The 22,744-nt window shown below is 47.4% G+C and carries 27 protein-coding genes and 1 other annotated feature; all 27 genes read right to left on the reverse strand.

From position 1 onward, the window contains the following. Nucleotides 1-65: 65 nt before the first annotated feature. Nucleotides 66-608 carry a 50S ribosomal protein L6 gene (rplF, locus tag ACFSUF_RS22605; RefSeq protein WP_377606875.1) on the reverse strand — a complete coding sequence of 181 codons (543 nt, stop codon included), beginning with the start codon at nucleotides 606-608 and terminating at the stop codon, nucleotides 66-68. A gap of 29 nt (nucleotides 609-637) precedes the next feature. Continuing rightward, nucleotides 638-1,036 (reverse strand): 30S ribosomal protein S8, encoded by a 399-nt coding sequence (gene rpsH / locus ACFSUF_RS22610; protein WP_377606876.1) that lies wholly within the window; start codon nucleotides 1,034-1,036, stop codon nucleotides 638-640. A gap of 32 nt (nucleotides 1,037-1,068) precedes the next feature. Then, nucleotides 1,069-1,254: a type Z 30S ribosomal protein S14 gene (locus ACFSUF_RS22615; protein WP_377606878.1), complete on the reverse strand. Its 186-nt coding sequence runs from the start codon at nucleotides 1,252-1,254 to the stop codon at nucleotides 1,069-1,071. 71 nt (nucleotides 1,255-1,325) lie between these two features. After that, nucleotides 1,326-1,868, reverse strand: coding sequence for a 50S ribosomal protein L5 (rplE, locus tag ACFSUF_RS22620; protein ID WP_377606880.1), 543 nt, complete (start codon nucleotides 1,866-1,868; stop codon nucleotides 1,326-1,328). A 29-nt stretch (nucleotides 1,869-1,897) separates the two neighbouring features. Beyond that, nucleotides 1,898-2,251: a 50S ribosomal protein L24 gene (gene rplX, locus ACFSUF_RS22625; RefSeq protein WP_377606882.1), complete on the reverse strand. Its 354-nt coding sequence runs from the start codon at nucleotides 2,249-2,251 to the stop codon at nucleotides 1,898-1,900. A gap of 65 nt (nucleotides 2,252-2,316) precedes the next feature. Next, entirely contained in the window at nucleotides 2,317-2,685 is a 369-nt protein-coding gene (gene rplN / locus ACFSUF_RS22630) for a 50S ribosomal protein L14 (RefSeq protein ID WP_377606884.1), read from the reverse strand. Between the two features lie 35 nt (nucleotides 2,686-2,720). Beyond that, a complete protein-coding gene (gene rpsQ / locus ACFSUF_RS22635; protein ID WP_377606886.1) occupies nucleotides 2,721-2,987 on the reverse strand; it encodes a 30S ribosomal protein S17 in 267 nt (88 codons plus the stop codon). 32 nt (nucleotides 2,988-3,019) lie between these two features. Further along, nucleotides 3,020-3,217, reverse strand: a complete 198-nt coding sequence (gene rpmC / locus ACFSUF_RS22640) for a 50S ribosomal protein L29 (RefSeq protein WP_377606888.1) — start codon at nucleotides 3,215-3,217, stop codon at nucleotides 3,020-3,022. Continuing rightward, nucleotides 3,207-3,641 (reverse strand): 50S ribosomal protein L16, encoded by a 435-nt coding sequence (gene rplP, locus ACFSUF_RS22645; protein ID WP_377606890.1) that lies wholly within the window; start codon nucleotides 3,639-3,641, stop codon nucleotides 3,207-3,209. Before rplP ends, rpmC begins: the two co-directional genes overlap by 11 nt. A 2-nt stretch (nucleotides 3,642-3,643) precedes the next feature. Beyond that, nucleotides 3,644-4,312 (reverse strand): 30S ribosomal protein S3, encoded by a 669-nt coding sequence (gene rpsC / locus ACFSUF_RS22650; protein WP_377606892.1) that lies wholly within the window; start codon nucleotides 4,310-4,312, stop codon nucleotides 3,644-3,646. 13 nt (nucleotides 4,313-4,325) lie between these two features. After that, a complete protein-coding gene (gene rplV, locus ACFSUF_RS22655; protein WP_377606894.1) occupies nucleotides 4,326-4,658 on the reverse strand; it encodes a 50S ribosomal protein L22 in 333 nt (110 codons plus the stop codon). A 38-nt stretch (nucleotides 4,659-4,696) separates the two neighbouring features. Next, a complete protein-coding gene (rpsS, locus tag ACFSUF_RS22660; protein WP_377606896.1) occupies nucleotides 4,697-4,975 on the reverse strand; it encodes a 30S ribosomal protein S19 in 279 nt (92 codons plus the stop codon). Between the two features lie 54 nt (nucleotides 4,976-5,029). Further along, nucleotides 5,030-5,860 (reverse strand): 50S ribosomal protein L2, encoded by an 831-nt coding sequence (gene rplB / locus ACFSUF_RS22665; RefSeq protein ID WP_377606898.1) that lies wholly within the window; start codon nucleotides 5,858-5,860, stop codon nucleotides 5,030-5,032. Between the two features lie 31 nt (nucleotides 5,861-5,891). Next, a complete protein-coding gene (gene rplW, locus ACFSUF_RS22670; protein ID WP_377606900.1) occupies nucleotides 5,892-6,182 on the reverse strand; it encodes a 50S ribosomal protein L23 in 291 nt (96 codons plus the stop codon). Further along, on the reverse strand, nucleotides 6,182-6,805 hold the full coding sequence (gene rplD, locus ACFSUF_RS22675; protein WP_377606902.1) for a 50S ribosomal protein L4: 624 nt from the start codon (nucleotides 6,803-6,805) through the stop codon (nucleotides 6,182-6,184). The genes rplW and rplD overlap by 1 nt, the downstream gene beginning before the upstream one ends. Before the next feature lie 21 nt (nucleotides 6,806-6,826). Further along, a complete protein-coding gene (gene rplC, locus ACFSUF_RS22680) occupies nucleotides 6,827-7,453 on the reverse strand; it encodes a 50S ribosomal protein L3 (protein ID WP_377606904.1) in 627 nt (208 codons plus the stop codon). Between the two features lie 67 nt (nucleotides 7,454-7,520). Next, nucleotides 7,521-7,829 (reverse strand): 30S ribosomal protein S10, encoded by a 309-nt coding sequence (gene rpsJ / locus ACFSUF_RS22685; protein ID WP_017692074.1) that lies wholly within the window; start codon nucleotides 7,827-7,829, stop codon nucleotides 7,521-7,523. A 300-nt stretch (nucleotides 7,830-8,129) separates the two neighbouring features. Next, on the reverse strand, nucleotides 8,130-9,320 hold the full coding sequence (gene tuf / locus ACFSUF_RS22690) for an elongation factor Tu (protein WP_377606907.1): 1,191 nt from the start codon (nucleotides 9,318-9,320) through the stop codon (nucleotides 8,130-8,132). Nucleotides 9,321-9,449: 129 nt separating this feature from the next. After that, nucleotides 9,450-11,525 carry an elongation factor G gene (gene fusA, locus ACFSUF_RS22695; RefSeq protein WP_377606909.1) on the reverse strand — a complete coding sequence of 692 codons (2,076 nt, stop codon included), beginning with the start codon at nucleotides 11,523-11,525 and terminating at the stop codon, nucleotides 9,450-9,452. An 83-nt stretch (nucleotides 11,526-11,608) separates the two neighbouring features. Next, entirely contained in the window at nucleotides 11,609-12,079 is a 471-nt protein-coding gene (gene rpsG / locus ACFSUF_RS22700) for a 30S ribosomal protein S7 (protein ID WP_377606911.1), read from the reverse strand. Nucleotides 12,080-12,143: 64 nt separating this feature from the next. Then, nucleotides 12,144-12,566, reverse strand: a complete 423-nt coding sequence (gene rpsL, locus ACFSUF_RS22705; protein WP_377606913.1) for a 30S ribosomal protein S12 — start codon at nucleotides 12,564-12,566, stop codon at nucleotides 12,144-12,146. Nucleotides 12,567-12,728: 162 nt separating this feature from the next. Continuing rightward, nucleotides 12,729-12,980 carry a ribosomal L7Ae/L30e/S12e/Gadd45 family protein gene (locus ACFSUF_RS22710; RefSeq protein ID WP_377606915.1) on the reverse strand — a complete coding sequence of 84 codons (252 nt, stop codon included), beginning with the start codon at nucleotides 12,978-12,980 and terminating at the stop codon, nucleotides 12,729-12,731. Nucleotides 12,981-13,164: 184 nt separating this feature from the next. Continuing rightward, nucleotides 13,165-16,785, reverse strand: coding sequence for a DNA-directed RNA polymerase subunit beta' (rpoC, locus tag ACFSUF_RS22715; protein ID WP_377606917.1), 3,621 nt, complete (start codon nucleotides 16,783-16,785; stop codon nucleotides 13,165-13,167). 128 nt (nucleotides 16,786-16,913) lie between these two features. Continuing rightward, a complete protein-coding gene (gene rpoB, locus ACFSUF_RS22720; RefSeq protein ID WP_377606919.1) occupies nucleotides 16,914-20,477 on the reverse strand; it encodes a DNA-directed RNA polymerase subunit beta in 3,564 nt (1,187 codons plus the stop codon). Between the two features lie 402 nt (nucleotides 20,478-20,879). Then, nucleotides 20,880-21,479: a class I SAM-dependent methyltransferase gene (locus ACFSUF_RS22725; RefSeq protein ID WP_377606921.1), complete on the reverse strand. Its 600-nt coding sequence runs from the start codon at nucleotides 21,477-21,479 to the stop codon at nucleotides 20,880-20,882. Between the two features lie 112 nt (nucleotides 21,480-21,591). Further along, entirely contained in the window at nucleotides 21,592-21,957 is a 366-nt protein-coding gene (gene rplL, locus ACFSUF_RS22730; protein ID WP_377606923.1) for a 50S ribosomal protein L7/L12, read from the reverse strand. A gap of 61 nt (nucleotides 21,958-22,018) precedes the next feature. Continuing rightward, the gene (gene rplJ, locus ACFSUF_RS22735) at nucleotides 22,019-22,516 is read right to left on the reverse strand and encodes a 50S ribosomal protein L10 (protein WP_377606972.1); all 498 of its coding nucleotides are present in this window, start codon (nucleotides 22,514-22,516) and stop codon (nucleotides 22,019-22,021) included. 55 nt (nucleotides 22,517-22,571) lie between these two features. After that, nucleotides 22,572-22,720: a sequence feature (ribosomal protein L10 leader region), on the reverse strand. Nucleotides 22,721-22,744: the final 24 nt, after the last annotated feature.

Genomic DNA, 22,744 nt, shown 5'->3' on the forward strand with positions numbered 1-22,744 from the left:
TAGTCACTCCTTTCCGGTCAGTTGCAGCCTCCAGAGGCCTATAGTTCAATCGCTCTTAAGCGATCTTATTTCTTCTTACCAGCTTTACCTTCTTTGCGAAGGATGCGTTCGCCTTCGTACTTGATACCTTTACCTTTATACGGTTCAGGTTCGCGCACGGAGCGGATTTTCGCAGCTGTTGCGCCTACTAACTCTTTATCGATCCCTTTTACGATGATCTTTGTGTTAGAAGGAACTTCGAACTCGATTCCGGAGTCCGGAGTAATTTCCACTGGGTGGGAGTAACCTACGTTCAGAACTACTTTATCACCAGTTTTGTTAGCGCGGTATCCGACGCCGACAAGCTCAAGGGATTTGGAGAAACCTTCGGAAACTCCAGCCACCATGTTGTTGATAACACTGCGAGTAGTTCCATGCAGGGAACGGTGTAATTTATGATCAGACGGGCGTTCAACAACTACAGTGTTGTCTTCCACAGTCACTTTCATATCTTTGTGTACATCGCGGGAAAGCGTACCTTTAGGACCTTTCACCGTCAATTTAGTATCGTCAATTGTTACAGTAACGCCGCTAGGCACTGTAATTGGTTTGCGACCAATACGGGACATTCGTGCACCTCCATTCTTTAAAAATTAAATTACCAAACGTAGCAGATAACTTCTCCGCCGGCTTTGGATTGACGAGCTTCTTTGTCGGTCATAACACCTTTGGACGTGGAGATGATTGCAATCCCCAATCCGCCGAGTACGCGAGGAACTTCAGTGCTCTTCGTGTAAACGCGCAGGCCTGGCTTGCTGATTCTCTTCAATCCAGTGATGACACGCTCGTTGTTCGGGCCGTACTTCAGGAAGATACGGATAATCCCTTGTTTGTTGTCTTCGATATATTCAGCGTCACGGATGAAACCTTCACGCTTCAAGATTTCAGCGATTTCCTTCTTCGCTTTGGAAGCAGGCAGTTCAACTGTCTCGTGACGAACTACGTTAGCGTTGCGAATGCGTGTAAGCATATCTGCAATTGGATCTGACATTACCATTGTTGCGAACCTCCTTCCCGAAAATGGGTTGATTACCAGCTTGCTTTTCTTACGCCAGGAATCTGGCCTTTGTATGCTAATTCACGGAAACAAATTCTGCAAATTTTGAACTTTTGCAATACGGAGTGCGGACGGCCGCAGCGTTCACAGCGAGTGTATGCACGCACTTTGAACTTCGGCTCACGTTGTTGCTTGATTTTCATCGAAGTTTTTGCCACTTAGGTTGACACCTCCTGAGTTAGCGAAGCAAGGACCGCTTCGAAAGCAAATGCCTGCTCCACAAAATATTTTATTTCGTAAACGGCATTCCCATTTGATTCAACAACTCACGAGCTTCTTCGTCGGATTTAGCAGTCGTTACGATAACGATGTCCATACCGCGAACTTTGTCTACTTTATCGTACTCGATTTCAGGGAAGATCAATTGTTCTTTCAGGCCCAGCGTGTAGTTACCGCGACCGTCGAACGCTTTTGTGGAAACGCCGCGGAAGTCACGTACGCGAGGAAGCGCTACGTTGAACAATTTATCCAGGAAATAGTACATACGCTCGCCGCGAAGAGTTACTTTCGCACCGATCGGCATGTTTTCACGAAGTTTGAAACCAGCGATGGATTTCTTTGCTTTCGTGATAACCGGTTTTTGGCCGGCAATTAGTTGCAGTTCTTCTACAGCTGTATCTAGAACCTTAGAATTCGAAACCGCTTCGCCGATACCCATGTTGATAACGACTTTCTCGATTTTAGGAACCTGCATTACTGTAGAGTAGGAAAACTTCTGCATTAGAGCAGGAGTGATTTCATTTAGAAAACGATCTTTTAATCTTGCAGCCACGTTATGTGTGCCTCCTTTCCTTCAGACGATTAATCGATGATCTCGCCGGATTTTTTAGCGACCCGTACTTTCTTACCGTTGTCTAGCACTTTGTAGCCGATACGCGTAGGCTGTCCGCTCTTTGGATCAAGCAGCATCACGTTGGAAACGTGGATAGGAGCTTCTTGATTCAGGATTCCGCCCTGCGGGTTTTGTTGGGAAGGCTTAGCATGTTTTTTCACCATGTTAATTCCTTCAACCAGCACGCGGTTCTCACGAGGGTAAGCAGCGATGATGCGGCCTTTCTTACCTTTATCTTTACCAGTGATCACCATAACCGTGTCGTCTTTTTTGACGTGCAGCTTGTTGTTGTGATCTTCCAGTTTTCTTTTAGTCTTTGGCATTCGATACACCTCCTAAAGTTTGCGCCTTTGCAAACTCACTTCGTAAGGATTCCCTTTACTTGAGATTAGATAACCTCTGGAGCAAGAGAAACGATTTTCATAAAGTCTTTATCACGAAGTTCACGTGCAACAGGTCCGAAGATACGAGTTCCGCGCGGGCTCTTGTCGTCTTTCACGATTACAGCCGCATTCTCATCGAAGCTGATGTAGGAACCGTCTTTACGTCTAGTGTCGCGCTTTGTGCGAACGATAACCGCTTTAACAACATCACCTTTTTTGACAACGCCGCCTGGTGTTGCTTGTTTAACGGAGCAGATGATCAAGTCGCCGATGTGACCAACGCGACGGCCGGTACCACCAAGCACACGGATACACATCAATTCTTTCGCGCCAGAGTTATCAGCAACGTTCAAACGTGTAAATGGTTGGATCATTTAAGTTCCCTCCTTCCGGGTTTGTCACTTACAATTTAGATAACAACGGCTTTCTCCACTACCTCAACAAGTCTCCAGCGCTTGTCTTTGGACAATGGACGAGTTTCCATGATTTTAACTGTATCGCCGATTTTCGCTTCGTTCAGTTCATCATGAGCCTTGAATTTCTTAGTGTACTTAATACGTTTGTGGTAAAGATCGTGCATTTTGTATGTTTCAACAGCTACTGTGATGGTTTTATCCATTTTGTCGCTGACTACTTTACCTACTTGAACTTTACGCAGATTACGTTGTTCGCTCACAGAACAGCCTCCTCTCTGAATTTAGTCGTTACTTAACTAATCCCAAGTTCTCTTTCACGTATAACCGTTTTGGCGCGAGCAATTTCTTTGCGCAGGTCACGGATTTGTGTTGGGTTATCCAGTTGGCCAGTAGCCAGTTGAAAACGGAGGTTAAAGAGCTCTTCTTTAAATCCGGTAATCTTTTGTTCAATTTCTGCAGTGGTTAGGTTGCGAAATTCACTAGCCTTCATTGACTTCACCACCCAATCCTTCACGTTTCACAAACTTAGTTTTGATTGGAAGTTTGTGAGATGCAAGACGCATTGCCTCGCGTGCTACTTCTTCAGGAACGCCAGCTAGTTCAAACAGGATTTTGCCTGGTTTTACTACGGCTACCCACTTCTCAACGTTACCTTTACCGGAACCCATCCGAACTTCCAGAGGCTTCTGTGTAATAGGCTTCGAAGGGAAGATCTTAATCCATACTTTACCGCCACGCTTGATGTAACGAGTCATCGCGATACGGGCAGCTTCAATCTGTCTATTAGTAATCCACGCCGGCTCAGTAGCCTGTAGACCGTATTCACCGAAGTTGATCTCAGTGCCGCCTTTAGCGCGGCCTTTCATGTTACCACGCATTTCTTTACGGTGTTTTACACGTTTAGGTACTAACATGATTAGTTCCCTCCTTCCTCAACAACAGCCTTTTTCTTGGCAGCTGGAAGAACTTCTCCACGGTAAATCCATACTTTCACACCGATACGTCCGTATGTTGTGTGTGCTTCAGCTGTACCGTAGTCGATATCTGCACGAAGCGTATGAAGTGGAACAGTTCCTTCGCTGTAGCCTTCGCTACGAGCGATCTCAGCGCCGCCCAGACGACCGCTGACTGCAGTTTTAATACCTTTTGCGCCGGAACGCATAGTTCTTTGAATCGCTTGTTTCAGTGCACGACGGAAGGAAACGCGACGCTCCAATTGTTGTGCAATGCTTTCCGCAACCAGGATTGCATCCAGGTCAGGTGTTTTGATTTCAGCGATGTTAATGTGTACTTTCTTGCCGCCGGAAAGGTTCGTGATATGAGTACGGATCGCTTCAACTTCGGATCCACCTTTACCAATTACCATACCTGGCTTAGCTGTGTGAATTGTAACGTTCACACGGTTTGCTGCACGCTCGATGTCGATATGAGAAACAGCCGAATCTTTCAGCTTGTTCTTTAGGAACTCACGGATTTTGACGTCTTCCAGAAGAAGATCACCAAAGTCTTTGCCTGCGTACCACTTGGATTCCCAATCGCGAATGATACCTACACGCAATCCGACTGGATTTACTTTTTGACCCACACGTTTTCCCTCCTTATTTCTCGGATACCACTAATGTAATGTGGCTTGTTCTTTTGTGTATCGCACTTGCACGACCCATCGCACGAGGACGGAATCTCTTCATGATCGGACCATGATTTACATATGCTTGACTAACGACCAATTTGTTAGCGTCCAGGTTGTAGTTGTGTTCTGCATTCGCGATAGCGGAATTCAGGATCTTCTCAACAACCGGGGAAGCAGATTTAGGCGTGTGACGAAGAATTGCGATGGCTTCGCCAACTTGTTTGCCTCTGATCAAGTCAATTACGAGCTGAACCTTACGAGGAGCAATTCGAACGTAATTCGCATTTGCTTTAGCTTGCATTGTATTACCTCCTCTCAAACATTTAAGAAGTTACTTTATTATCTCTTGCCTGTTTTACGGTCATCATCATGACCTTTATACGTACGAGTAGGTGCAAACTCACCTAGTTTGTGTCCTACCATATCCTCAGTTACATAAACCGGCACATGTTTGCGGCCGTCGTAAACACCGAAAGTGTTACCGACAAACTGAGGGAAAATCGTCGAACGACGAGACCAAGTTTTGATTACCGCCTTTTTGCTGGCAGCGTTCATTTCCTCTACCTTCTTAAGCAGGTAAGCATCGATGAAAGGTCCTTTTTTAAGACTGCGTCCCATATTTTGTCCTCCCTTCAAACCACATTTCCTAGTCGCTTAGCGATCAGGTATTGATTACTTCGTACGGCGACGAACGATATATTTATCAGAAGCTTTGCCTTTTTGACGGGTTTTATAACCAAGTGTCGGTTTGCCCCATGGGGACATTGGAGACTTACGACCGATTGGAGCGCGGCCTTCACCACCACCGTGAGGGTGATCGTTAGGGTTCATTACAACACCGCGGACTTCAGGACGTTGTCCCAACCAACGGGAACGGCCGGCTTTACCGATTTTCACTAGCTCGTGATCTTCGTTACCAACGGAACCGATGGTAGCACGGCACACTTTAAGGATTTTACGAACTTCACCGGAAGAAAGACGAACTGTTACGTAGTCTTCTTCTTTACCGAGAAGCTGAGCTTCTGTACCGGCAGCGCGAACCAATTGTCCGCCTTTACCTGGCTTCAGCTCGATATTGTGGATAACTGTACCTACTGGGATGTTCTCCATAGCAAGGGCGTTACCGATTTTGATGTCAGCTGTTGGGCCGGACATTACTTCGTCTCCTACTTTCAAGCCTTTAGGAGCGATGATATATCTTTTCTCACCGTCAGCGTAGTGGATCAGAGCGATGTTGGAAGTACGGTTTGGATCGTACTCAATTGTAGCAACGCGGCCTGGAATTCCATCTTTCGTACGCTTAAAGTCGATGATACGGTATTTACGTTTGTGTCCGCCGCCTTGGTGACGAACTGTGATTTTACCCATGTTGTTGCGGCCGGCTTTTTTGCTCAGCGGTGCAAGCAACGATTTCTCAGGTACGTTTGTTGTGATCTCTTCAAAAGTGGATACGGACATTGCACGTCTTGCAGGCGATGTCGGTTTGTACTTTTTAATTGGCACGTAGTTTCCCTCCTTACTTCAGAAATTTATATTATACGGTTTCGAAGAACTCTAGTGGCTTGCTGTCTTCGCTCAGTGTTACGATCGCTTTCTTCCACTCGGAAGTGTAACCGGAATAACGGCCGTATCTTTTTGGCTTCGCAGGCATTCTTAGAGTGTTTACATCAGTAACTTTCACTTTAAAAATAGACTCGATCGCCAATTTGATTTCGGTTTTGTTCGCACGCATTTCGACTTCGAATACATATTTCCGATCATTCATCATGTCGCTTGTGCGTTCCGTGATCACTGGGCGCTTGATAATATCACGAGGATTTTTCATTACGCAAGCACCTCCTCTACCTTCTCGACTGCTTCTTTAGTAATGATCAGCTTATCGTAGACCAATACGTCCAAAACGTTGATTCCTTCAGCAGTTACAAATTTAACGCCTGGGATGTTGCGTGCAGACAATGCAACGTTGTCGTCATAGCTAGCTGCTACAACAAGCGCTTTGCGGTCTACATTCAGGTTTTTCAGAATCGCTGTGAATTCTTTAGTCTTAGGCTGATTCATCACCAGTTGATCCAACACGATGATTTCTCCGCCGATTACTTTCGAAGACAGAGCAGATTTGATGGCCAAACGGCGAACTTTCTTAGGCAGTTTGAAGCCGTAGCTGCGTGGTGTCGGCCCGAAGACGATACCGCCGCCTTTCCATTGTGGAGCGCGAATGGAGCCTTGGCGTGCACGGCCCGTACCTTTTTGTTTCCAAGGTTTACGTCCGCCTCCGCGTACTTCAGAGCGTCCTTTTACTTTATGAGTACCGCGGCGAAGGGAAGCTTGTTGAGAAACTACCGCATCGTGCAATACATAAGTGTTAGGTGTAATTCCGAATACGGAATCGGCAAGTTCGATCTCGCCCACCTCTTTACCGGTTACGTTAAAAAGTGTTACTTTCGGCATGTAGGAATCCTCCTTTCTCAATTAGTTTTTCGTTGTAGTTTTGATATTCACGTAGCTGTTTTTAGCTCCCGGAATAGAACCTTTTACAAGGATTACGTTACGCTCAGCGTCCACTTTCACAACTTCAAGGTTCTGAATTGTGATGGTTTCGGAGCCCATGTGTCCTGGCAGGCGCTTGCCTTTAGGAACGCGGTTAGCTTGGATGGAACCCATGGAACCTGGACCGCGGTGATAGCGGGAACCGTGAGACATAGGACCAGTGCTTTGTCCCCAACGCTTAATTACGCCGGCAAAACCTTTACCTTTGGAAGTGCCTGTTACGTCAACATATTCGCCAACTTCAAACAGATCAGCTTTAACCTCTTGGCCAACTTCATAATCTGCAGTGTTGATTCCGCGAACTTCGCGAACGTAGCGCTTAGGTGTTGCGCCAGCTTTCTTCGCGTGGCCCAACTCTGGCTTGATAGCATTCTTTTCTTTCTTATCAGAGAAACCTAATTGAATCGCTTCGTATCCGTCGTTCTCCAGGTCTTTCTTTTGAAGAACTACGCAAGGACCAGCTTCAATTACAGTTACCGGTACTACTAAACCTTCAGGAGTAAAAACTTGAGTCATACCCAGTTTTCTACCTAAGATACCCTTTGTCATGTTGACACCTCGTTTCTTTTCTCAATCGTAATATGGTGCAGCTTGTATTTCGATCAAAGTCAAACTATTATAGTTTAATTTCGATATCTACGCCGGATGGAAGATCCAAACGCATTAATGCATCCACAGTTTGTGGAGTCGGGTTCACAATATCGATCAGACGCTTGTGTGTGCGTTGTTCGAATTGCTCACGGGAATCCTTGTACTTGTGTACCGCACGCAGAATCGTAATGATTTGCTTTTCAGTAGGTAACGGAATCGGACCGGATACACCTGCACCGGAACGTTTAGCTGTTTCTACAATTTTCTCTGCGGATTGATCAAGAATCCTGTGATCGTATGCTTTCAAGCGAATACGAATTTTTTGCTTTGCCATATAAGTCCCTCCTTCTATCGCCCAATTTATTATCGGACATACTCCGTGAAAATTTTCCGTGCGCACCCTCATGGCAAAGGAGCCGGGTGTGTCGGTAACCTCTCACATCATCGCACAGTCACAGACCAACGTTCACTATTATATATAATCCATGGGCGGAATGCAAGGAAAAGATGAATAATTTTTATATTCCTGTTTCTTCTATTATATAGAGACAATTCTGCCCCGCCATAATGAAAAAAAGAACTCTTATCCTAATGGATAAGAGTTCTTCTGCAAAGACTTTATGAAAAGTCTTAATTACTTCTGGATGGAAGCAACCGCGCCCGCACCTACAGTACGTCCGCCTTCGCGAATAGCGAAGCGTGTTCCTTCTTCGATCGCGATTGGAGCGATCAGCTCAACTGTTACTGTGATGTTATCGCCAGGCATAACCATTTCAGTACCTTCTGGAAGCGTGATAACGCCAGTTACGTCAGTTGTACGGAAATAGAATTGTGGACGGTAACCAGTAAAGAAAGGCTTGTGACGGCCACCCTCTTCTTTAGTCAGAACGTAGATTTGAGCTGTGAAGTTTGTGTGAGGCTTAACGGAACCCGGTTTAGCCAAAACTTGTCCACGCTCGATATCTTTACGGTCTACACCACGAAGCAATGCGCCGATGTTGTCACCAGCTTGAGCGGAGTCAAGAAGTTTACGGAACATCTCAACGCCTGTAACAACGGATTTCTTAGTTTCTTCAACCAGACCGATGATTTCGATCTCGTCTTGTACTTTAACCACACCGCGCTCTACACGACCTGTAGCAACTGTACCACGGCCAGTGATGGAGAATACGTCCTCGACAGGCATAAGGAAAGGCTTCTCAGTGTCGCGCTCTGGAGTTGGGATGTAAGTATCGATTTGCTCGAACAGCTCAACGATTTTGTTAGCCCACTCGCCATCTGGGTTTTGCAGTGCTTCACGAGCAGAACCGCGAACGATTGGAGTGTCATCGCCTGGGAATTCATACTCGGAAAGAAGGTCGCGAACTTCCATTTCTACCAGTTCAAGAAGCTCTTCGTCTTCTACCATGTCGCATTTGTTCAGGAATACAACGATGTAAGGTACGCCTACTTGGCGGGACAGAAGGATGTGCTCGCGAGTTTGCGGCATTGGGCCGTCAGCTGCGGAACAAACCAGGATCGCGCCGTCCATTTGAGCTGCGCCTGTGATCATGTTTTTAACATAGTCGGCGTGGCCTGGGCAGTCAACGTGTGCATAGTGACGGTTAGGAGTTTCGTACTCAACGTGAGCTGTGGAGATTGTGATACCGCGCTCGCGCTCTTCTGGAGCTTTATCGATTTGGTCGAAAGCTACCGCTGCGCCACCGTATCTTTTGGACAATACAGTAGTGATTGCAGCTGTAAGAGTTGTTTTACCATGGTCGACGTGACCGATCGTACCGATGTTAACGTGCGGTTTGTTACGTTCAAATTTAGCTTTTGCCATTTTGAAAAAGCCTCCTTAATGAATGGGTTTAGGGTGAGTGCGGCTTCACGGCCGATTGACCGCAAAGCTTCGAACTCTTCTATGAATCGATTATACATCCTGCACTAGGCAGAGTGCAAAACCGTTTCCTTATGCGCCTTTATTCTTTGCGATGATTTCTTCCGCAATGTTACGAGGCACTTCTTCGTAGTGGGAGATCTCCATGGAGAATACACCACGGCCTTGTGTACCGGAACGAAGTGTTGTGGAATATCCAAACATTTCGGACAAAGGCACCTTAGCACGAATGATTTGCGCGCCGTGACGGGCATCCATACCTTCGATACGTCCGCGACGGGAATTCAGCATACCCATAACGTCGCCCATGTATTCTTCAGGTACAGTAACTTCAACTTTCATGATCGGCTCAAGAAGGCATGGGTTACATTTATCCTTAGCAGCTTTCAATGCCATGGAACCTGCAACCTTAAACGCCATCTCGGAGGAGTCGACATCATGGTAGGATCCGTCAACCATAGTAGCTTTGATGTCTACCAATGGGAATCCGGCAAGTACGCCGTTCTTCATGGACTCTTCGATACCAGCTTGAACTGGACCGACGAATTCCTTAGGAACTGCACCACCGACGATTTTGCTTTCGAAAACAAAGCCGCTGCCTGGCTCAAGCGGTTCAAACTCAACCCAACAATGTCCGTATTGACCACGGCCACCGGATTGACGAACGAACTTACCTTCAACTTTAGCAGGGGTACGGAATGTTTCTCTGTAAGCAACCTGAGGCTTACCTACATTGGTTTCCACTTTAAACTCGCGAAGCATACGGTCAACAATGATCTCCAGGTGAAGTTCACCCATACCGGAGATAATCGTTTGATTCGTTTCCTCGTCCGTGTGAGCGCGGAAAGTAGGATCTTCCTCGGACAGCTTGGACAAAGCAACACCCATCTTGTCTTGGTCAGCTTTAGTCTTAGGCTCGATTGCAACGGAGATAACCGGTTCAGGGAAGTTCATGGACTCCAGAATGATCGGATTTTTCTCGTCGCAAAGCGTATCACCTGTTGTTGTATCTTTCAAACCTACGGCAGACGCAATGTCACCAGCGTATACTACGCTGATTTCTTGACGGCTGTTCGCATGCATTTGAAGGATACGGCCGATTCTTTCACGTTTCCCTTTTGTAGCGTTAAGAACGTAGGAACCTGCGTTCAGTACACCGGAGTAAACGCGGAAGAAAGTCAGCTTACCAACGAAAGGATCCGTCATAATCTTGAATGCCAACGCGGAGAACGGCTGGTCATCAGCGGATTTACGAACTTCTTCCGTTCCGTCATCCAGAACGCCCTTGATGTCAGGAACGTCGATTGGAGCCGGCAGGTAATCAATTACTGCATCCAGCATAGGCTGAACGCCTTTGTTACGGTAAGAGGAACCGCAGATAACCGGGAAAATCTTAACTTCTACTACACCTTTACGGAGAGCGGCTTTGATTTCAGCAATTGTGAACTCTTCGCCTTCCAGGTATTTCATAGTTAGTTCTTCGTCCAATTCTGCAACTCTCTCAATCAGTTCAACGCGAAGTTCAGCTACTTTATCTTTGAGTTCAGCCGGAATTTCAACTTCTTCCGCATCTTTGCCCAAATCATCTTTGTAGATATAAGCTTTCTCTTCAACGATGTCAACGATGCCTTTGAATTGATCTTCAGCACCGATTGGCAGCTGAATAGCAACAGCATTAGCACCTAGTTTATCGCGCATTTGGTCAATTACTGCCAGGAAGTCCGCGCCGATGATGTCCATTTTGTTGACATATGCGATACGAGGTACTCCGTAGCGGTCCGCTTGTCTCCAAACGGTTTCGGATTGAGGTTCAACGCCTTCTTTAGCACTGAATACACCTACAGCCCCGTCCAATACACGAAGGGAACGTTCAACTTCAACTGTGAAGTCAACGTGACCCGGGGTATCAATGATGTTAATGCGGTGACCCTTCCAAGAAGCGGTGGTAGCAGCGGATGTAATCGTGATGCCGCGCTCCTGTTCTTGCTCCATCCAGTCCATGGTAGCTGCACCTTCGTGCACCTCACCAATCTTATGCGTACGACCGGTGTAGAACAAAATACGCTCCGTAGTTGTTGTCTTACCAGCATCAATGTGAGCCATGATCCCGATATTACGCGTATCTTTCAAGGAGAACTCTCTTGCCATGATTATGTCTCCTTTCAAATTTACACTTAAATTTTATAAGTATCAGACGTACAAGTGCGAACCTATACGCCTGTAATCTTATCCTACCAGCGGTAGTGAGCGAACGCTTTGTTGGCTTCAGCCATTTTGTGAGTATCTTCGCGCTTCTTCACAGACGCACCAGTGTTATTGGATGCATCGATGATTTCAGCAGCCAGACGCTCTTCCATGGTCTTCTCGCCGCGGTTGCGGGAGTAGTTAACCAACCAACGCAAACCTAGGGAAGTACGGCGCTCAGGCTTAACTTCGATAGGCACTTGATAGTTAGCTCCACCTACACGGCGAGCTTTAACCTCAAGTACTGGCATGATGTTCTTGATGGCAGTTTCAAAAACCTCCATCGGCTCTTTTCCAGTACGCTCTTGAATCAGGTTGAACGCATCATACAGAATCGTTTGAGCGACACCTCTCTTACCGTCGATCATAACGCGGTTGACTAGACGGGTAACCAGTTTGCTGTTGTAGATAGGATCCGGCAATACGTCTCTTTTAGTAACAGGACCTTTACGTGGCATAGTTATCCCCCTTTCTCATAAGAATCATTCTTTTTGGTTGAGTTCCGCTCTATGCGGAAACGAATTAGGACTTCTTAGCTTTAGGACGTTTAGTTCCGTATTTGGATCTAGCTTGCATACGGTTGTTCACGCCTGCAGTATCCAAAGCACCGCGAACGATATGGTAACGTACCCCTGGAAGGTCTTTTACACGGCCTCCACGGATCAGCACCACGCTGTGCTCCTGAAGGTTATGACCGATACCTGGAATGTAAGCAGTCACCTCTACACGGTTTGTCAAACGTACACGGGCATATTTACGAAGAGCCGAGTTCGGTTTCTTCGGAGTCATTGTACCTACACGAGTGCAAACACCGCGTTTCTGTGGAGCGCTGATTTCAGTACCCTCACGTTTCAGAGCGTTGAATCCTCTTTGCAGCGCAGGAGATTTCGACTTAACTACTTTAGCCTTTCTTCCTTTGCGTACTAGCTGGTTAATTGTTGGCATTTCGCCACCTCCTTCCTCTTAGTTAACGAATTATTCATTCGCCGTGTTTAAGCCCACAGATCCAGGCGGTTCATAAATAGGCAAATGAAAAGTTTTTGCCAGCGCAACAAAGGCGTCGAGAGAACTCTACGCTATTCACGCAGTAACAAAAACGATAATCTGCTATTCACTCACTGCTGCCGCCATAGCGGCACCTACTTCAATTCCGCAAGCCTTCCCCAATGCTTTCATGGATTCTACTTGCGTCACCTTAACCCCGTGCTTCTTGCAGAGATTAATTGCTTTTATCGTAATCCTAGGATCTGCATCTTTAGCAACAAAAACTTCAGTGGCCTTACCCAGCTCCAGCATTCTAAGCGTCTGCTTCATGCCGATGCTCATTCGGCTGTTCTGTATCACTTCATCATAAGACAATGTTGCATCCTCCAAAGTACAGATAATAACCTATTAGGCACACTTCGATATATTATCATTTCATTCTAACAGTGTCAAGAAGAATCATGGCTTATACATAATATAATTCAGTACAATACTTACCAAAATCCGTACAAGCCGGCGTTCAATCACTGGCCTGCACGGATTTATGATAAGAATTACATTATTCTACAGTAACAGTTTCTAATTCAGAATCCGTCTGCTCCTGCACATCATCTTCCTGGTCAGCCAGGCGGATGCTGCGGTAACGGTTCATACCGGTACCTGCAGGAATCAGCTTACCGATAATTACATTCTCTTTCAAGCCTAGGAGCTGATCCACTTTTCCTTTGATAGCTGCATCTGTAAGAACTCTTGTCGTTTCTTGGAACGATGCCGCGGACAAGAAGGAATCCGTCTCCAGGGACGCTTTGGTAATACCAAGAAGGACTGGTCTTGCTACCGCCGGTTCTTCACCGTTCAACAGCACTTCCTTGTTCGCTTCTTCGTACTCGTGGATATCTGTGAAGGATCCAGGCAGCAATGTCGTGTTACCCGCGTCGACAACGCGGATTTTCCGAAGCATCTGGCGCACCATAACTTCAATATGCTTGTCGTTGATCTCAACCCCTTGGTTCCGATAAACGCGCTGCACTTCTTGAAGGATATAGTTCTGAACGCCGCGGATCCCTTTGATTCGAAGCATTTCCTTCGGATCGATGGAACCGTCAGTCAGTTCATCCCCAGCGTCTACTTGCTGTCCTTCCACAACGCGGATACGAGAACCGTACGTTACGGAATAAACTTTGGATTCAGCTTCACCAACGACCTCAATCTCACGACGGTCTTTAGCTTCGCGGATTTCTTTAACTACGCCGTCAAGCTCGGAAATAATCGCTTGGCCTTTCGGATTACGCGCCTCGAACAACTCTTGGATACGCGGCAAACCTTGCGTAATATCATCACCGGCAACACCGCCGGTATGGAACGTACGCATCGTCAGCTGAGTTCCCGGCTCACCGATCGATTGGGCTGCAATAATACCTACTGCTTCACCAATCTCAACATGCTTACCAGTAGCCAGATTGCGTCCGTAACAAGTCTTGCAGACGCCATGACGCGCACGGCAGCTTAATACGGAGCGGATCGACAGTTTCTCGATGCCTGCGGCGATGATTGCATCAGCCTTGTTGGCATCAATCAATTCATTGCGGTTTACAAGAACTTCACCGGTTTCAGGATGCTTGATCGTCTCGAAGGAATAACGTCCTTCAATACGGTCATACAGATCCTCAATAACTTCTTTACCGTCTTGAATTTTGCTGACTAGGAAACCTTTATCCGTACCACAGTCTTCTTCGCGGACGATAACATCTTGAGCCACGTCTACCAGACGTCGTGTCAGGTAACCGGAATCCGCTGTACGAAGGGCTGTATCGGCAAGACCTTTACGAGCACCGTGCGTCGAGATAAAGTATTCGAGGACCGTAAGACCTTCACGGAAGTTCGATTTAATCGGCAACTCGATAATCCGTCCGGACGGGTTGGCCATCAGACCGCGCATACCGCCCAGCTGGGTGATCTGCGATTTGTTACCCCGCGCTTTGGAGTCCACCATCATCATAATGGAATTGTAGCGGTCCATGGATTTCATCAGTACGTCCGTAATTTCGTCCTTCGCCTTACTCCAAATGCCGATAACTCGGTCATAACGCTCGTCGTTCGTAATCAGACCACGGCGGTACTGATTCATAACGGCTTTGACCTTTTCTTCGGATTCGCGCAGAATTTCGTTCTTCTCCGGCGGTACGATAACGTCCGCAACCGCTACGGTAATTCCCGCTTTTGTAGAGTACGTGAAGCCTAGCTCCTTGATTTTGTCCAAAATCATCGAAGTTTGGGTTGTATGGTAACGTCTGAAGCATTCGCCGATAATCGTTCCCAGATACTCTTTACCTACGGCGCCTTTGATCGGAAGGTTCATAATGAACTCCTGAACATTCGTGCCTTTGTCGAAGATAAAGTATTTATCCGGCGTACCGTTCATCAGGTTGGTCTTCGTCGGTTCGTTGATATAAGGGAAATGCGTAGGATAAATCTCATTAAAAATGATTGTACCTACATTTGTTACGAGCAAAGCATCCTGTTGTCTATCCGTGAACGATTCCTTGTTGAGCGCACGCGCCGGGATCGCAACACGGGCATGCAAGGAAGCAACTCCGCGCTGATAAGCCGATATCGCTTCGTTTACATTGCGGAAGATCATGCCGGTACCATTGGCTTCCGGGTTATCCATCGTCAGATAGAAGGAACCCAAAACCATATCCTGAGACGGGGTAACGACAGGTTTACCGTCTTTAGGGTTAAGGATATTGCCGGATGCAAGCATCAGAATACGCGCTTCTGCTTGTGCCTCAGCTGACAAAGGAACGTGAACCGCCATCTGGTCACCGTCAAAGTCCGCATTATAAGCGGTACATACGAGCGGATGAAGCTTGATAGCACGGCCTTCAACCAGGATCGGCTCGAATGCCTGAATTCCTAGTCTGTGAAGCGTCGGGGCACGGTTCAGAAGAACCGGGTGTTCCTTGATTACTTCTTCGAGAACATCCCATACTTCAGGGCTGACACGTTCAACTTTACGCTTCGCGCTCTTGATGTTATGAGCCAATCCTTTATTCACAAGCTCTTTCATTACAAAAGGCTTAAACAGTTCTAATGCCATTTCCTTCGGCAGACCGCACTGGTACATCTTGAGGTTTGGACCTACAACGATAACGGAACGTCCGGAGTAGTCAACCCGTTTACCAAGCAAGTTCTGACGGAACCGCCCTTGCTTACCCTTCAGCATATGGCTCAAAGATTTCAGCGGACGGTTACCCGGTCCGGTAACAGGACGGCCGCGGCGGCCGTTGTCGATCAGGGCGTCAACCGCCTCTTGAAGCATACGCTTCTCATTCTGAACGATGATGTCCGGTGCGCCTAGATCAAGCAGACGCTTAAGACGGTTGTTTCTGTTGATCACGCGGCGGTACAGATCGTTCAGGTCGGAGGTCGCAAAGCGGCCGCCGTCCAGCTGTACCATCGGACGAAGTTCCGGAGGAATTACCGGAAGCACATCTAGAATCATCCAATCCGGCTCATTGCCGGAGTTGCGGAAAGCTTCAATTACTTCAAGACGCTTGATCGCACGGTTACGGCGCTGACCTTGTGCCGTACGCAGCTCTTCTTTAAGGAACTCCAGCTCTTTCTCCACATCGATATCCTGAAGCAGTTTCTTAACGGCTTCAGCGCCCATTCCCGCTTGGAAACCGTAGCCGTACTTTTCACGATAACTCCGGTATTCTTTCTCGGACAACAGCTGTTTCTTCTCCAGAGGTGTATCTCCAGGATCAGTAACTACATAAGATGCGAAGTAGATGATCTCTTCCAAGGATCTCGGGGACATATCAAGCGCTAAGCCCATGCGGCTCGGAATCCCTTTGAAATACCAAATGTGGGACACCGGTGCAGCCAATTCGATATGGCCCATGCGCTCACGGCGCACTTTCGCACGTGTAACTTCGACGCCGCAGCGGTCACAAACTACGCCTTTGTAACGTACGCGCTTATATTTACCGCAATGGCACTCCCAGTCTTTCGTCGGTCCGAAGATCTTCTCGCAGAACAGCCCTTCTTTTTCCGGCTTTAACGTTCTGTAGTTGATCGTTTCCGGCTTTTTTACTTCTCCGCGGGACCAAGAACGAATTTTGTCCGGCGATGCCAGACCGATTTTCATAAATTCGAAGTTGTTTACGTCCATCAAGGAGCAACCCTCCTCTAGATTGTGCTATTTACTTGCTCAAGCTCTATTTCAACGTAACTCACGAAAATGCAGCCTGCTGAAGCACAGGCTTAGATGACGGAGAATCCGGGTCGCCCCGGATTTCCCCTTTATTCTACGCCGGCTTCCGCACCCTCAAGGTTGAGGTTCAACTTGTCGTTGGTTGCATCGTCTTCGTCGTCCAGTTCTTTCATTTCGATCTCTTCTTCGTTCTCGGTAAGGATTTTCACGTCCATACCTAAACTTTGAAGTTCCTTAATCAATACTTTGAAGGATTCAGGAACACCCGGCTCCGGAACGTTCTCGCCTTTGACAATCGATTCGTACGTCTTCACACGGCCGACCACGTCATCCGACTTGACAGTAAGAATCTCCTGCAAAGTATAGGCCGCACCATAGGCTTCAAGTGCCCAAACCTCCATCTCCCCGAAACGCTGTCCGCCGAATTGGGCTTTACCGCCCAGCGGCTGTTGGGTAACCAGAGAGTAAGGACCAGTGGAACGGGCATGGATTTTATCGTCAACCATGTGAGCCAGCTTGATCATGTACATGACGCCGACCGTAACTTCACGTTCAAAAGCGTCCCCTGTACGTCCGTCATACAGCTTCGTTTTACCGTTACGCTGCATGCCTGCTTCTTCCATGGTGTCGAATACGTCATACTCACGTGCTCCGTCAAATACCGGAGTAGCGGTATGAATACCCAGCGCCTTAGCAGCCATCCCCAAGTGAACCTCGAGCACCTGACCGATGTTCATACGGGACGGTACGCCCAGCGGGTTAAGAACAACCTCGACCGGTGTTCCGTCCGGAAGGAACGGCATATCTTCCTCAGGAAGGATCCGTGCGATAACACCCTTGTTACCATGACGTCCCGCCATTTTGTCACCCTCGGAAATTTTCCGCTTCTGAGCGATATAGACGCGTACAAGCTGGTTTACGCCAGGCGGCAGCTCATCACCGTTTTCACGGGTAAACACCTTCACGTCTACGACGATACCGTCGGTACCATGCGGTACGCGAAGCGATGTATCACGGACTTCACGGGCTTTCTCACCGAAGATTGCGTGCAGCAAGCGCTCTTCCGCTGTGAGTTCCGTTACACCCTTAGGCGTTACTTTACCTACCAGGATATCGCCGGCAGCAATTTCAGCACCGACACGGATAATACCGCGCTCGTCAAGATTTTTCAGCGCATCTTCCCCTACGTTCGGGATATCGCGTGTAATCTCTTCCGGCCCAAGCTTCGTATCACGCGCTTCGGATTCGTATTCTTCAATGTGGATGGAAGTATATACGTCTTCCTTCACGAGCTTCTCGCTTAGCAGGATCGCATCCTCGTAGTTGTAACCTTCCCATGTCATGAAGGCAACGACTACGTTGCGGCCCAACGCAAGTTCTCCCATCTCTGTGGACGGTCCGTCCGCCAAAATATCGCCTTTCTTGATGATCTCGCCTTTATGGCAGATCGGGCGCTGGTTAATGCATGTTCCTTGGTTGGAACGCATAAATTTGTGTAACTTATATTTCACGATGTCGCCGTTTACGAGCTTGCCGTCCACCATTTCCTGGCGGCGGAGCCAAATCTCATTAGCGGACACCTTCTCGATTACCCCGTCATGCTTGGCAACGATACACACACCGGAGTCCTTTGCGGACTTGTGTTCCATACCTGTACCTACAAGCGGAGCCTTTGGAATAAGCAGAGGCACGGCTTGACGCTGCATGTTCGATCCCATCAGGGCGCGGTTGGAGTCATCGTTCTCAAGGAACGGAATGAGCGCCGTCGCAACGGATACAACCTGTTTCGGAGATACGTCCATGTAATCCACGCGTTCGCGCGGCATGGTCAAGATGTTATCGGCCTGCTTGTTGTAACGTACGATAACCATGTCTTCCGCAAAGGTACCGTCCTCATTAAGAGGAACGTTCGCTTGCGCAACAACGTAATTATCTTCTTCATCGGCAGTCAGATAGTTAATCTGCTCCGTCACTCTGCCTGTCTTCGGATCAACCCAACGGTACGGAGCTTCGATAAATCCGTATTCGTTGATGCGGGCGAATGTCGACAAAGAGTTGATCAAACCGATGTTCGGTCCCTCCGGCGTCTCAATAGGGCACATCCGGCCGTAGTGAGAGTGATGGACGTCACGAACTTCAAAGCCTGCGCGCTCACGAGTCAAACCGCCGGGTCCTAATGCGGACAGACGGCGCTTATGCGTCAATTCAGCAAGCGGGTTCGTCTGGTCCATAAACTGCGACAGCTGGGAGCTTCCGAAGAACTCTTTAATCGACGCAATCACAGGGCGTATGTTAATTAATGCTTGAGGCGTAATTACATTCGCATCCTGGATGGACATTCTCTCGCGAACTACACGTTCCATACGGGACAAACCGATACGGAACTGATTCTGAAGCAGCTCACCTACGGAACGAAGACGGCGGTTACCCAGATGGTCGATATCATCCGTGCTACCGATTCCGTGAAGCAGGTTCATAAAGTAGTTGATCGATGCAATAATATCGGAAGCCGTGATATGCTTCACGCTCTTATCGATAATTCCGTTAGAAATGACCTTAATGACACGGCCGTCTTCTTCCGGAGAGAATACATGGATCGTTTGAAGTGGAATACTATCGTCATCCTGCACACCGGCGGAGATGCGGTGCTCCTTAAAGCCCACATTCTTCTCCAGATTAGGCAGAATTTCATCCAGCAGGCGGCGGTCAATCATTTGGCCGGACTCAGCGATAATTTCGCCGGTTTCCGGATCCGCCAATGTTTCTGCCAACCGCATGTTGAACAGCCTGTTTTTAATGTGCAGTTTTTTGTTTATCTTATATCTACCAACGTTTGCGAGATCATAACGCTTCGGATCGAAGAAACGCGCAACCAGCAAGCTTCTAGCGTTATCCAGCGTTGGCGGCTCGCCCGGACGAAGACGCTCGTAAATCTCGATCAGCGCTTTCTCCGTAGAGTCGGTGTTATCCTTATCGAGGGTGTTGCGGATGTATTCATCATCCCCAAGCAGATCGATAATCTCTGCATCGGTACCGAAGCCCAAAGCTCTCAACAGCACAGTAACCGGAATCTTACGGGTACGGTCAATACGGACATAAATGATGTCCTTTGCATCCGTCTCCAGCTCCAGCCAAGCACCACGGTTAGGGATCACGGTAGCTGTATATGTTTTCTTCCCATTCTTGTCGACTTTTGTGCTAAAATAGACGCTAGGAGAGCGAACCAGCTGGCTGACGATAACCCGTTCCGCACCGTTGATAATGAACGTACCGGTCTCGGTCATCAGCGGGAAATCTCCCATGAACACTTCTTGTTCCTTAACCTCGCCGGTTTCCTTATTGATGAGACGAACTTTAACGCGCAGCGGCGCTGCATAGGTTACGTCGCGCTCTTTGGATTCATCGACCGAATACTTAGGCTCTCCCAAGCTGTAGTCAATAAACTCCAGAACCAGGTTGCCCGTGAAATCCTGAATCGGAGAAATATCCTGGAACATCTCCCGCAATCCTTCTTCTAGAAACCACTCATACGATTTCTGTTGGATTTCAATCAGGTTTGGAACTTCAAGCACTTCATCGATTCTCGCATAACTTCTCCGAGTGCGTCTTCCTAATTGAACAAGTTGACCTGCCAACTTAAACTCACCCCTCATGTCTACTTTCAACCCGATTTCAGAAACAGAAATAAGAAAACCTCTTTCGTTGCCATTCATGATGAGCGACCGCGAGATAGAGGCAAATTTCCTTATCCCAAAGATCAGAGAATCCCATCTTCCTTGAGACATAAAAGAAAGCCCTTAGCAAAAGCAACCCGATGACCAAGCGCTTTCCAAAGAGTTTCTGTTCCAAAAACCATATTCTAGTTGTTGCCTAAAGCTCCATATCTTGTAGATTTGCCTCAAAATTTAAACATTATACGTCATAACCCGATTCTTTATTCATATTTCCTGAAAAAAGGGCTTGACATTTTAGCAAACTAAAGAAAAACGGAGTCCTCCTAATACTGACATTTTATAATGATACCACAACGGAAAAATGAAGTCAATTCTGCATAACTACGCTTTTCTCGCACGGTATATACGATAGCCTTTATCCTTGGTCACTTCTTCTACTTCAGCAAAAAGAGATTCTAATTTCGTCAAAGCGGAAGGCGCCCCCTGCTTCTTCTGAATGACGACCCATAACTCGCCGCCTTGCTCCAGATGAGCCTCCGCTTCCGTGAAGATCTGGTGCACTGTTTCTTTGCCAGCCCTGATAGGCGGGTTTGTAAGGATTATATGAAACTTGCGGCCGGCCAGCTTCTCAAACAGATCGCTCTGCAAAATTTCGACATTATCGATCTTGTTGCGTATTGCGTTTTCTTTGGCTAATTCCACGGCGCGCTCATTGATATCCACCATAGTCACGCGGCCGTCCTTAGCGATCAACGCAGCAGATAGTCCGATCGGGCCATAACCGCAACCTACGTCCAGCACTTGGCTGTCTGCAGAAAACGACATACTCTCAATCAGCACCCGGCTTCCATAATCCACACCAGTTTTGGAAAATACACCGCTGTCTGTAACAAACGTAAACTTCCTGCCCGCAAGCACTTGCTCTATCGTTTGCCGCTGGTGTACGGTAGATGGTTTATTCGTATAGTAGTGTTCGGACATGAATGAGCCCCCGTAAATGTAACCAGAATTCTTGAGAATCTTAAAATAGAGTGTTCTTTGGTGAAAAAATCCCCCTGAAGTTTTGCGCTTCAAGGGGATTGATTAAGCTAAATTATTTCACTTCTACGGAAGCGCCAGCTTCTTCAAGCTTAGCTTTAACCGCTTCTGCTTCTTCTTTAGCTACTTTTTCTTTGATCGGTTTTGGTGCGTTGTCAACCAGGTCTTTCGCTTCTTTCAGACCAAGGCCTGTAAGTTCGCGAACAACTTTAATTACGTTGATTTTGGACGCTCCAGCGTTGTTAAGGATTACGTCGAATTCGGATTGCTCTTCAACTTCTGCTGCGCCTGCGCCGCCAGCCATCATAGCTACTGGAGCTGCTGCAGTTACGCCGAATTCTTCTTCAATTGCTTTAACTAGGTCGTTCAGTTCAAGGACAGTCATGCCTTTAATAGCTTCTAAGATTTGCTCTTTACTCATGGTTGAACCTCCGTTATTTTAATTAAATTTGGGTGTATACTGAAAAATAAAGTCGTACAGATTAAGCTTCTTGCTTCTCGGATACAGCTTTAACCGCAAGGGCAAAGTTGCGAACCGGTGCTTGAAGTACGCTAAGCAACATGGAAAGAAGACCTTCTCTGGATGGCAGATCCGCCAGGGCTTTGATTTGATCGTAGCCAACAACGCGACCTTCCACTACGCCGCCTTTAACTTCAAGTGCGTCGTTCTTCTTCGCGAAAGCCGTAAGGATTTTCGCTGGAGCTACAACATCGTCTTTCGAAAAAGCGATCGCTGTAGGACCTGTCAGGTGTTCATCTAACTCAGACAGATCTGTCTGTGCTGTTGCACGACGAGTCAGCGAGTTCTTAATTACTTGGAATTCGATACCAGCTTCACGAAGCTGCTTACGAAGTTCTGTAACTTGAGCAACGTTCAATCCGCGGTAATCTGCAACAACAGTACAAGAGCTTTCACGAAGCTTTGCTGCCACTTCGCCTACTTGCAATTCTTTCTGTTGAATGATCTTTGTATTTGCCAAACTGTCCACCTCCTGTAGTTCTTTAAATAATCTATCATCGCCTACTATGCGGGAGCTTTTCATGAAAAAAGCCTCCGTAGACGTCTACGAAGGCATGAAGTTCGGTTTATTTCCTGCAAGGAAAATGACCCATTTATCACAACACCTCGGTAGGAAATTAAGCCTAATGGCACCTACTGTCTACGGTTAGCATATTCAACTTTAATGTCGCAGTCAAAGCAACAACTT

Source organism: Paenibacillus gansuensis (genome assembly GCF_042684925.1).
In the GTDB taxonomy this organism is placed as follows: domain Bacteria; phylum Bacillota; class Bacilli; order Paenibacillales; family DY6; genus Paenibacillus_N; species Paenibacillus_N gansuensis.

Excerpts from the sequence above, each read along its gene's own strand:
- rplP (WP_377606890.1), bottom strand. The coding sequence starts at position 3,641 with ATGTTAGTACCTAAACGTGTAAAACACCGTAAAGAAATGCGTGGTAAC.
- rplW (WP_377606900.1), bottom strand. The coding sequence starts at position 6,182 with ATGAAAAATCCTCGTGATATTATCAAGCGCCCAGTGATCACGGAACGC.
- tuf (WP_377606907.1), bottom strand. The coding sequence starts at position 9,320 with ATGGCAAAAGCTAAATTTGAACGTAACAAACCGCACGTTAACATCGGT.
- rpmC (WP_377606888.1), bottom strand. The coding sequence starts at position 3,217 with ATGAAGGCTAGTGAATTTCGCAACCTAACCACTGCAGAAATTGAACAA.
- rplN (WP_377606884.1), bottom strand. The coding sequence starts at position 2,685 with ATGATCCAACCATTTACACGTTTGAACGTTGCTGATAACTCTGGCGCG.
- ACFSUF_RS22725 (WP_377606921.1), bottom strand. The coding sequence starts at position 21,479 with ATGTCCGAACACTACTATACGAATAAACCATCTACCGTACACCAGCGG.
- rplF (WP_377606875.1), bottom strand. The coding sequence starts at position 608 with ATGTCCCGTATTGGTCGCAAACCAATTACAGTGCCTAGCGGCGTTACT.
- rpoB (WP_377606919.1), bottom strand. The coding sequence starts at position 20,477 with ATGAGGGGTGAGTTTAAGTTGGCAGGTCAACTTGTTCAATTAGGAAGA.
- rpsG (WP_377606911.1), bottom strand. The coding sequence starts at position 12,079 with ATGCCACGTAAAGGTCCTGTTACTAAAAGAGACGTATTGCCGGATCCT.
- rpsL (WP_377606913.1), bottom strand. The coding sequence starts at position 12,566 with ATGCCAACAATTAACCAGCTAGTACGCAAAGGAAGAAAGGCTAAAGTA.
- rplX (WP_377606882.1), bottom strand. The coding sequence starts at position 2,251 with ATGCCAAAGACTAAAAGAAAACTGGAAGATCACAACAACAAGCTGCAC.
- rplD (WP_377606902.1), bottom strand. The coding sequence starts at position 6,805 with ATGCCGAAAGTAACACTTTTTAACGTAACCGGTAAAGAGGTGGGCGAG.
- rpsH (WP_377606876.1), bottom strand. The coding sequence starts at position 1,036 with ATGGTAATGTCAGATCCAATTGCAGATATGCTTACACGCATTCGCAAC.
- rpsS (WP_377606896.1), bottom strand. The coding sequence starts at position 4,975 with ATGGGACGCAGTCTTAAAAAAGGACCTTTCATCGATGCTTACCTGCTT.
- rplC (WP_377606904.1), bottom strand. The coding sequence starts at position 7,453 with ATGACAAAGGGTATCTTAGGTAGAAAACTGGGTATGACTCAAGTTTTT.
- rplL (WP_377606923.1), bottom strand. The coding sequence starts at position 21,957 with ATGAGTAAAGAGCAAATCTTAGAAGCTATTAAAGGCATGACTGTCCTT.
- fusA (WP_377606909.1), bottom strand. The coding sequence starts at position 11,525 with ATGGCAAGAGAGTTCTCCTTGAAAGATACGCGTAATATCGGGATCATG.
- rplV (WP_377606894.1), bottom strand. The coding sequence starts at position 4,658 with ATGCAAGCTAAAGCAAATGCGAATTACGTTCGAATTGCTCCTCGTAAG.
- rpsJ (WP_017692074.1), bottom strand. The coding sequence starts at position 7,829 with ATGGCAAAGCAAAAAATTCGTATTCGCTTGAAAGCATACGATCACAGG.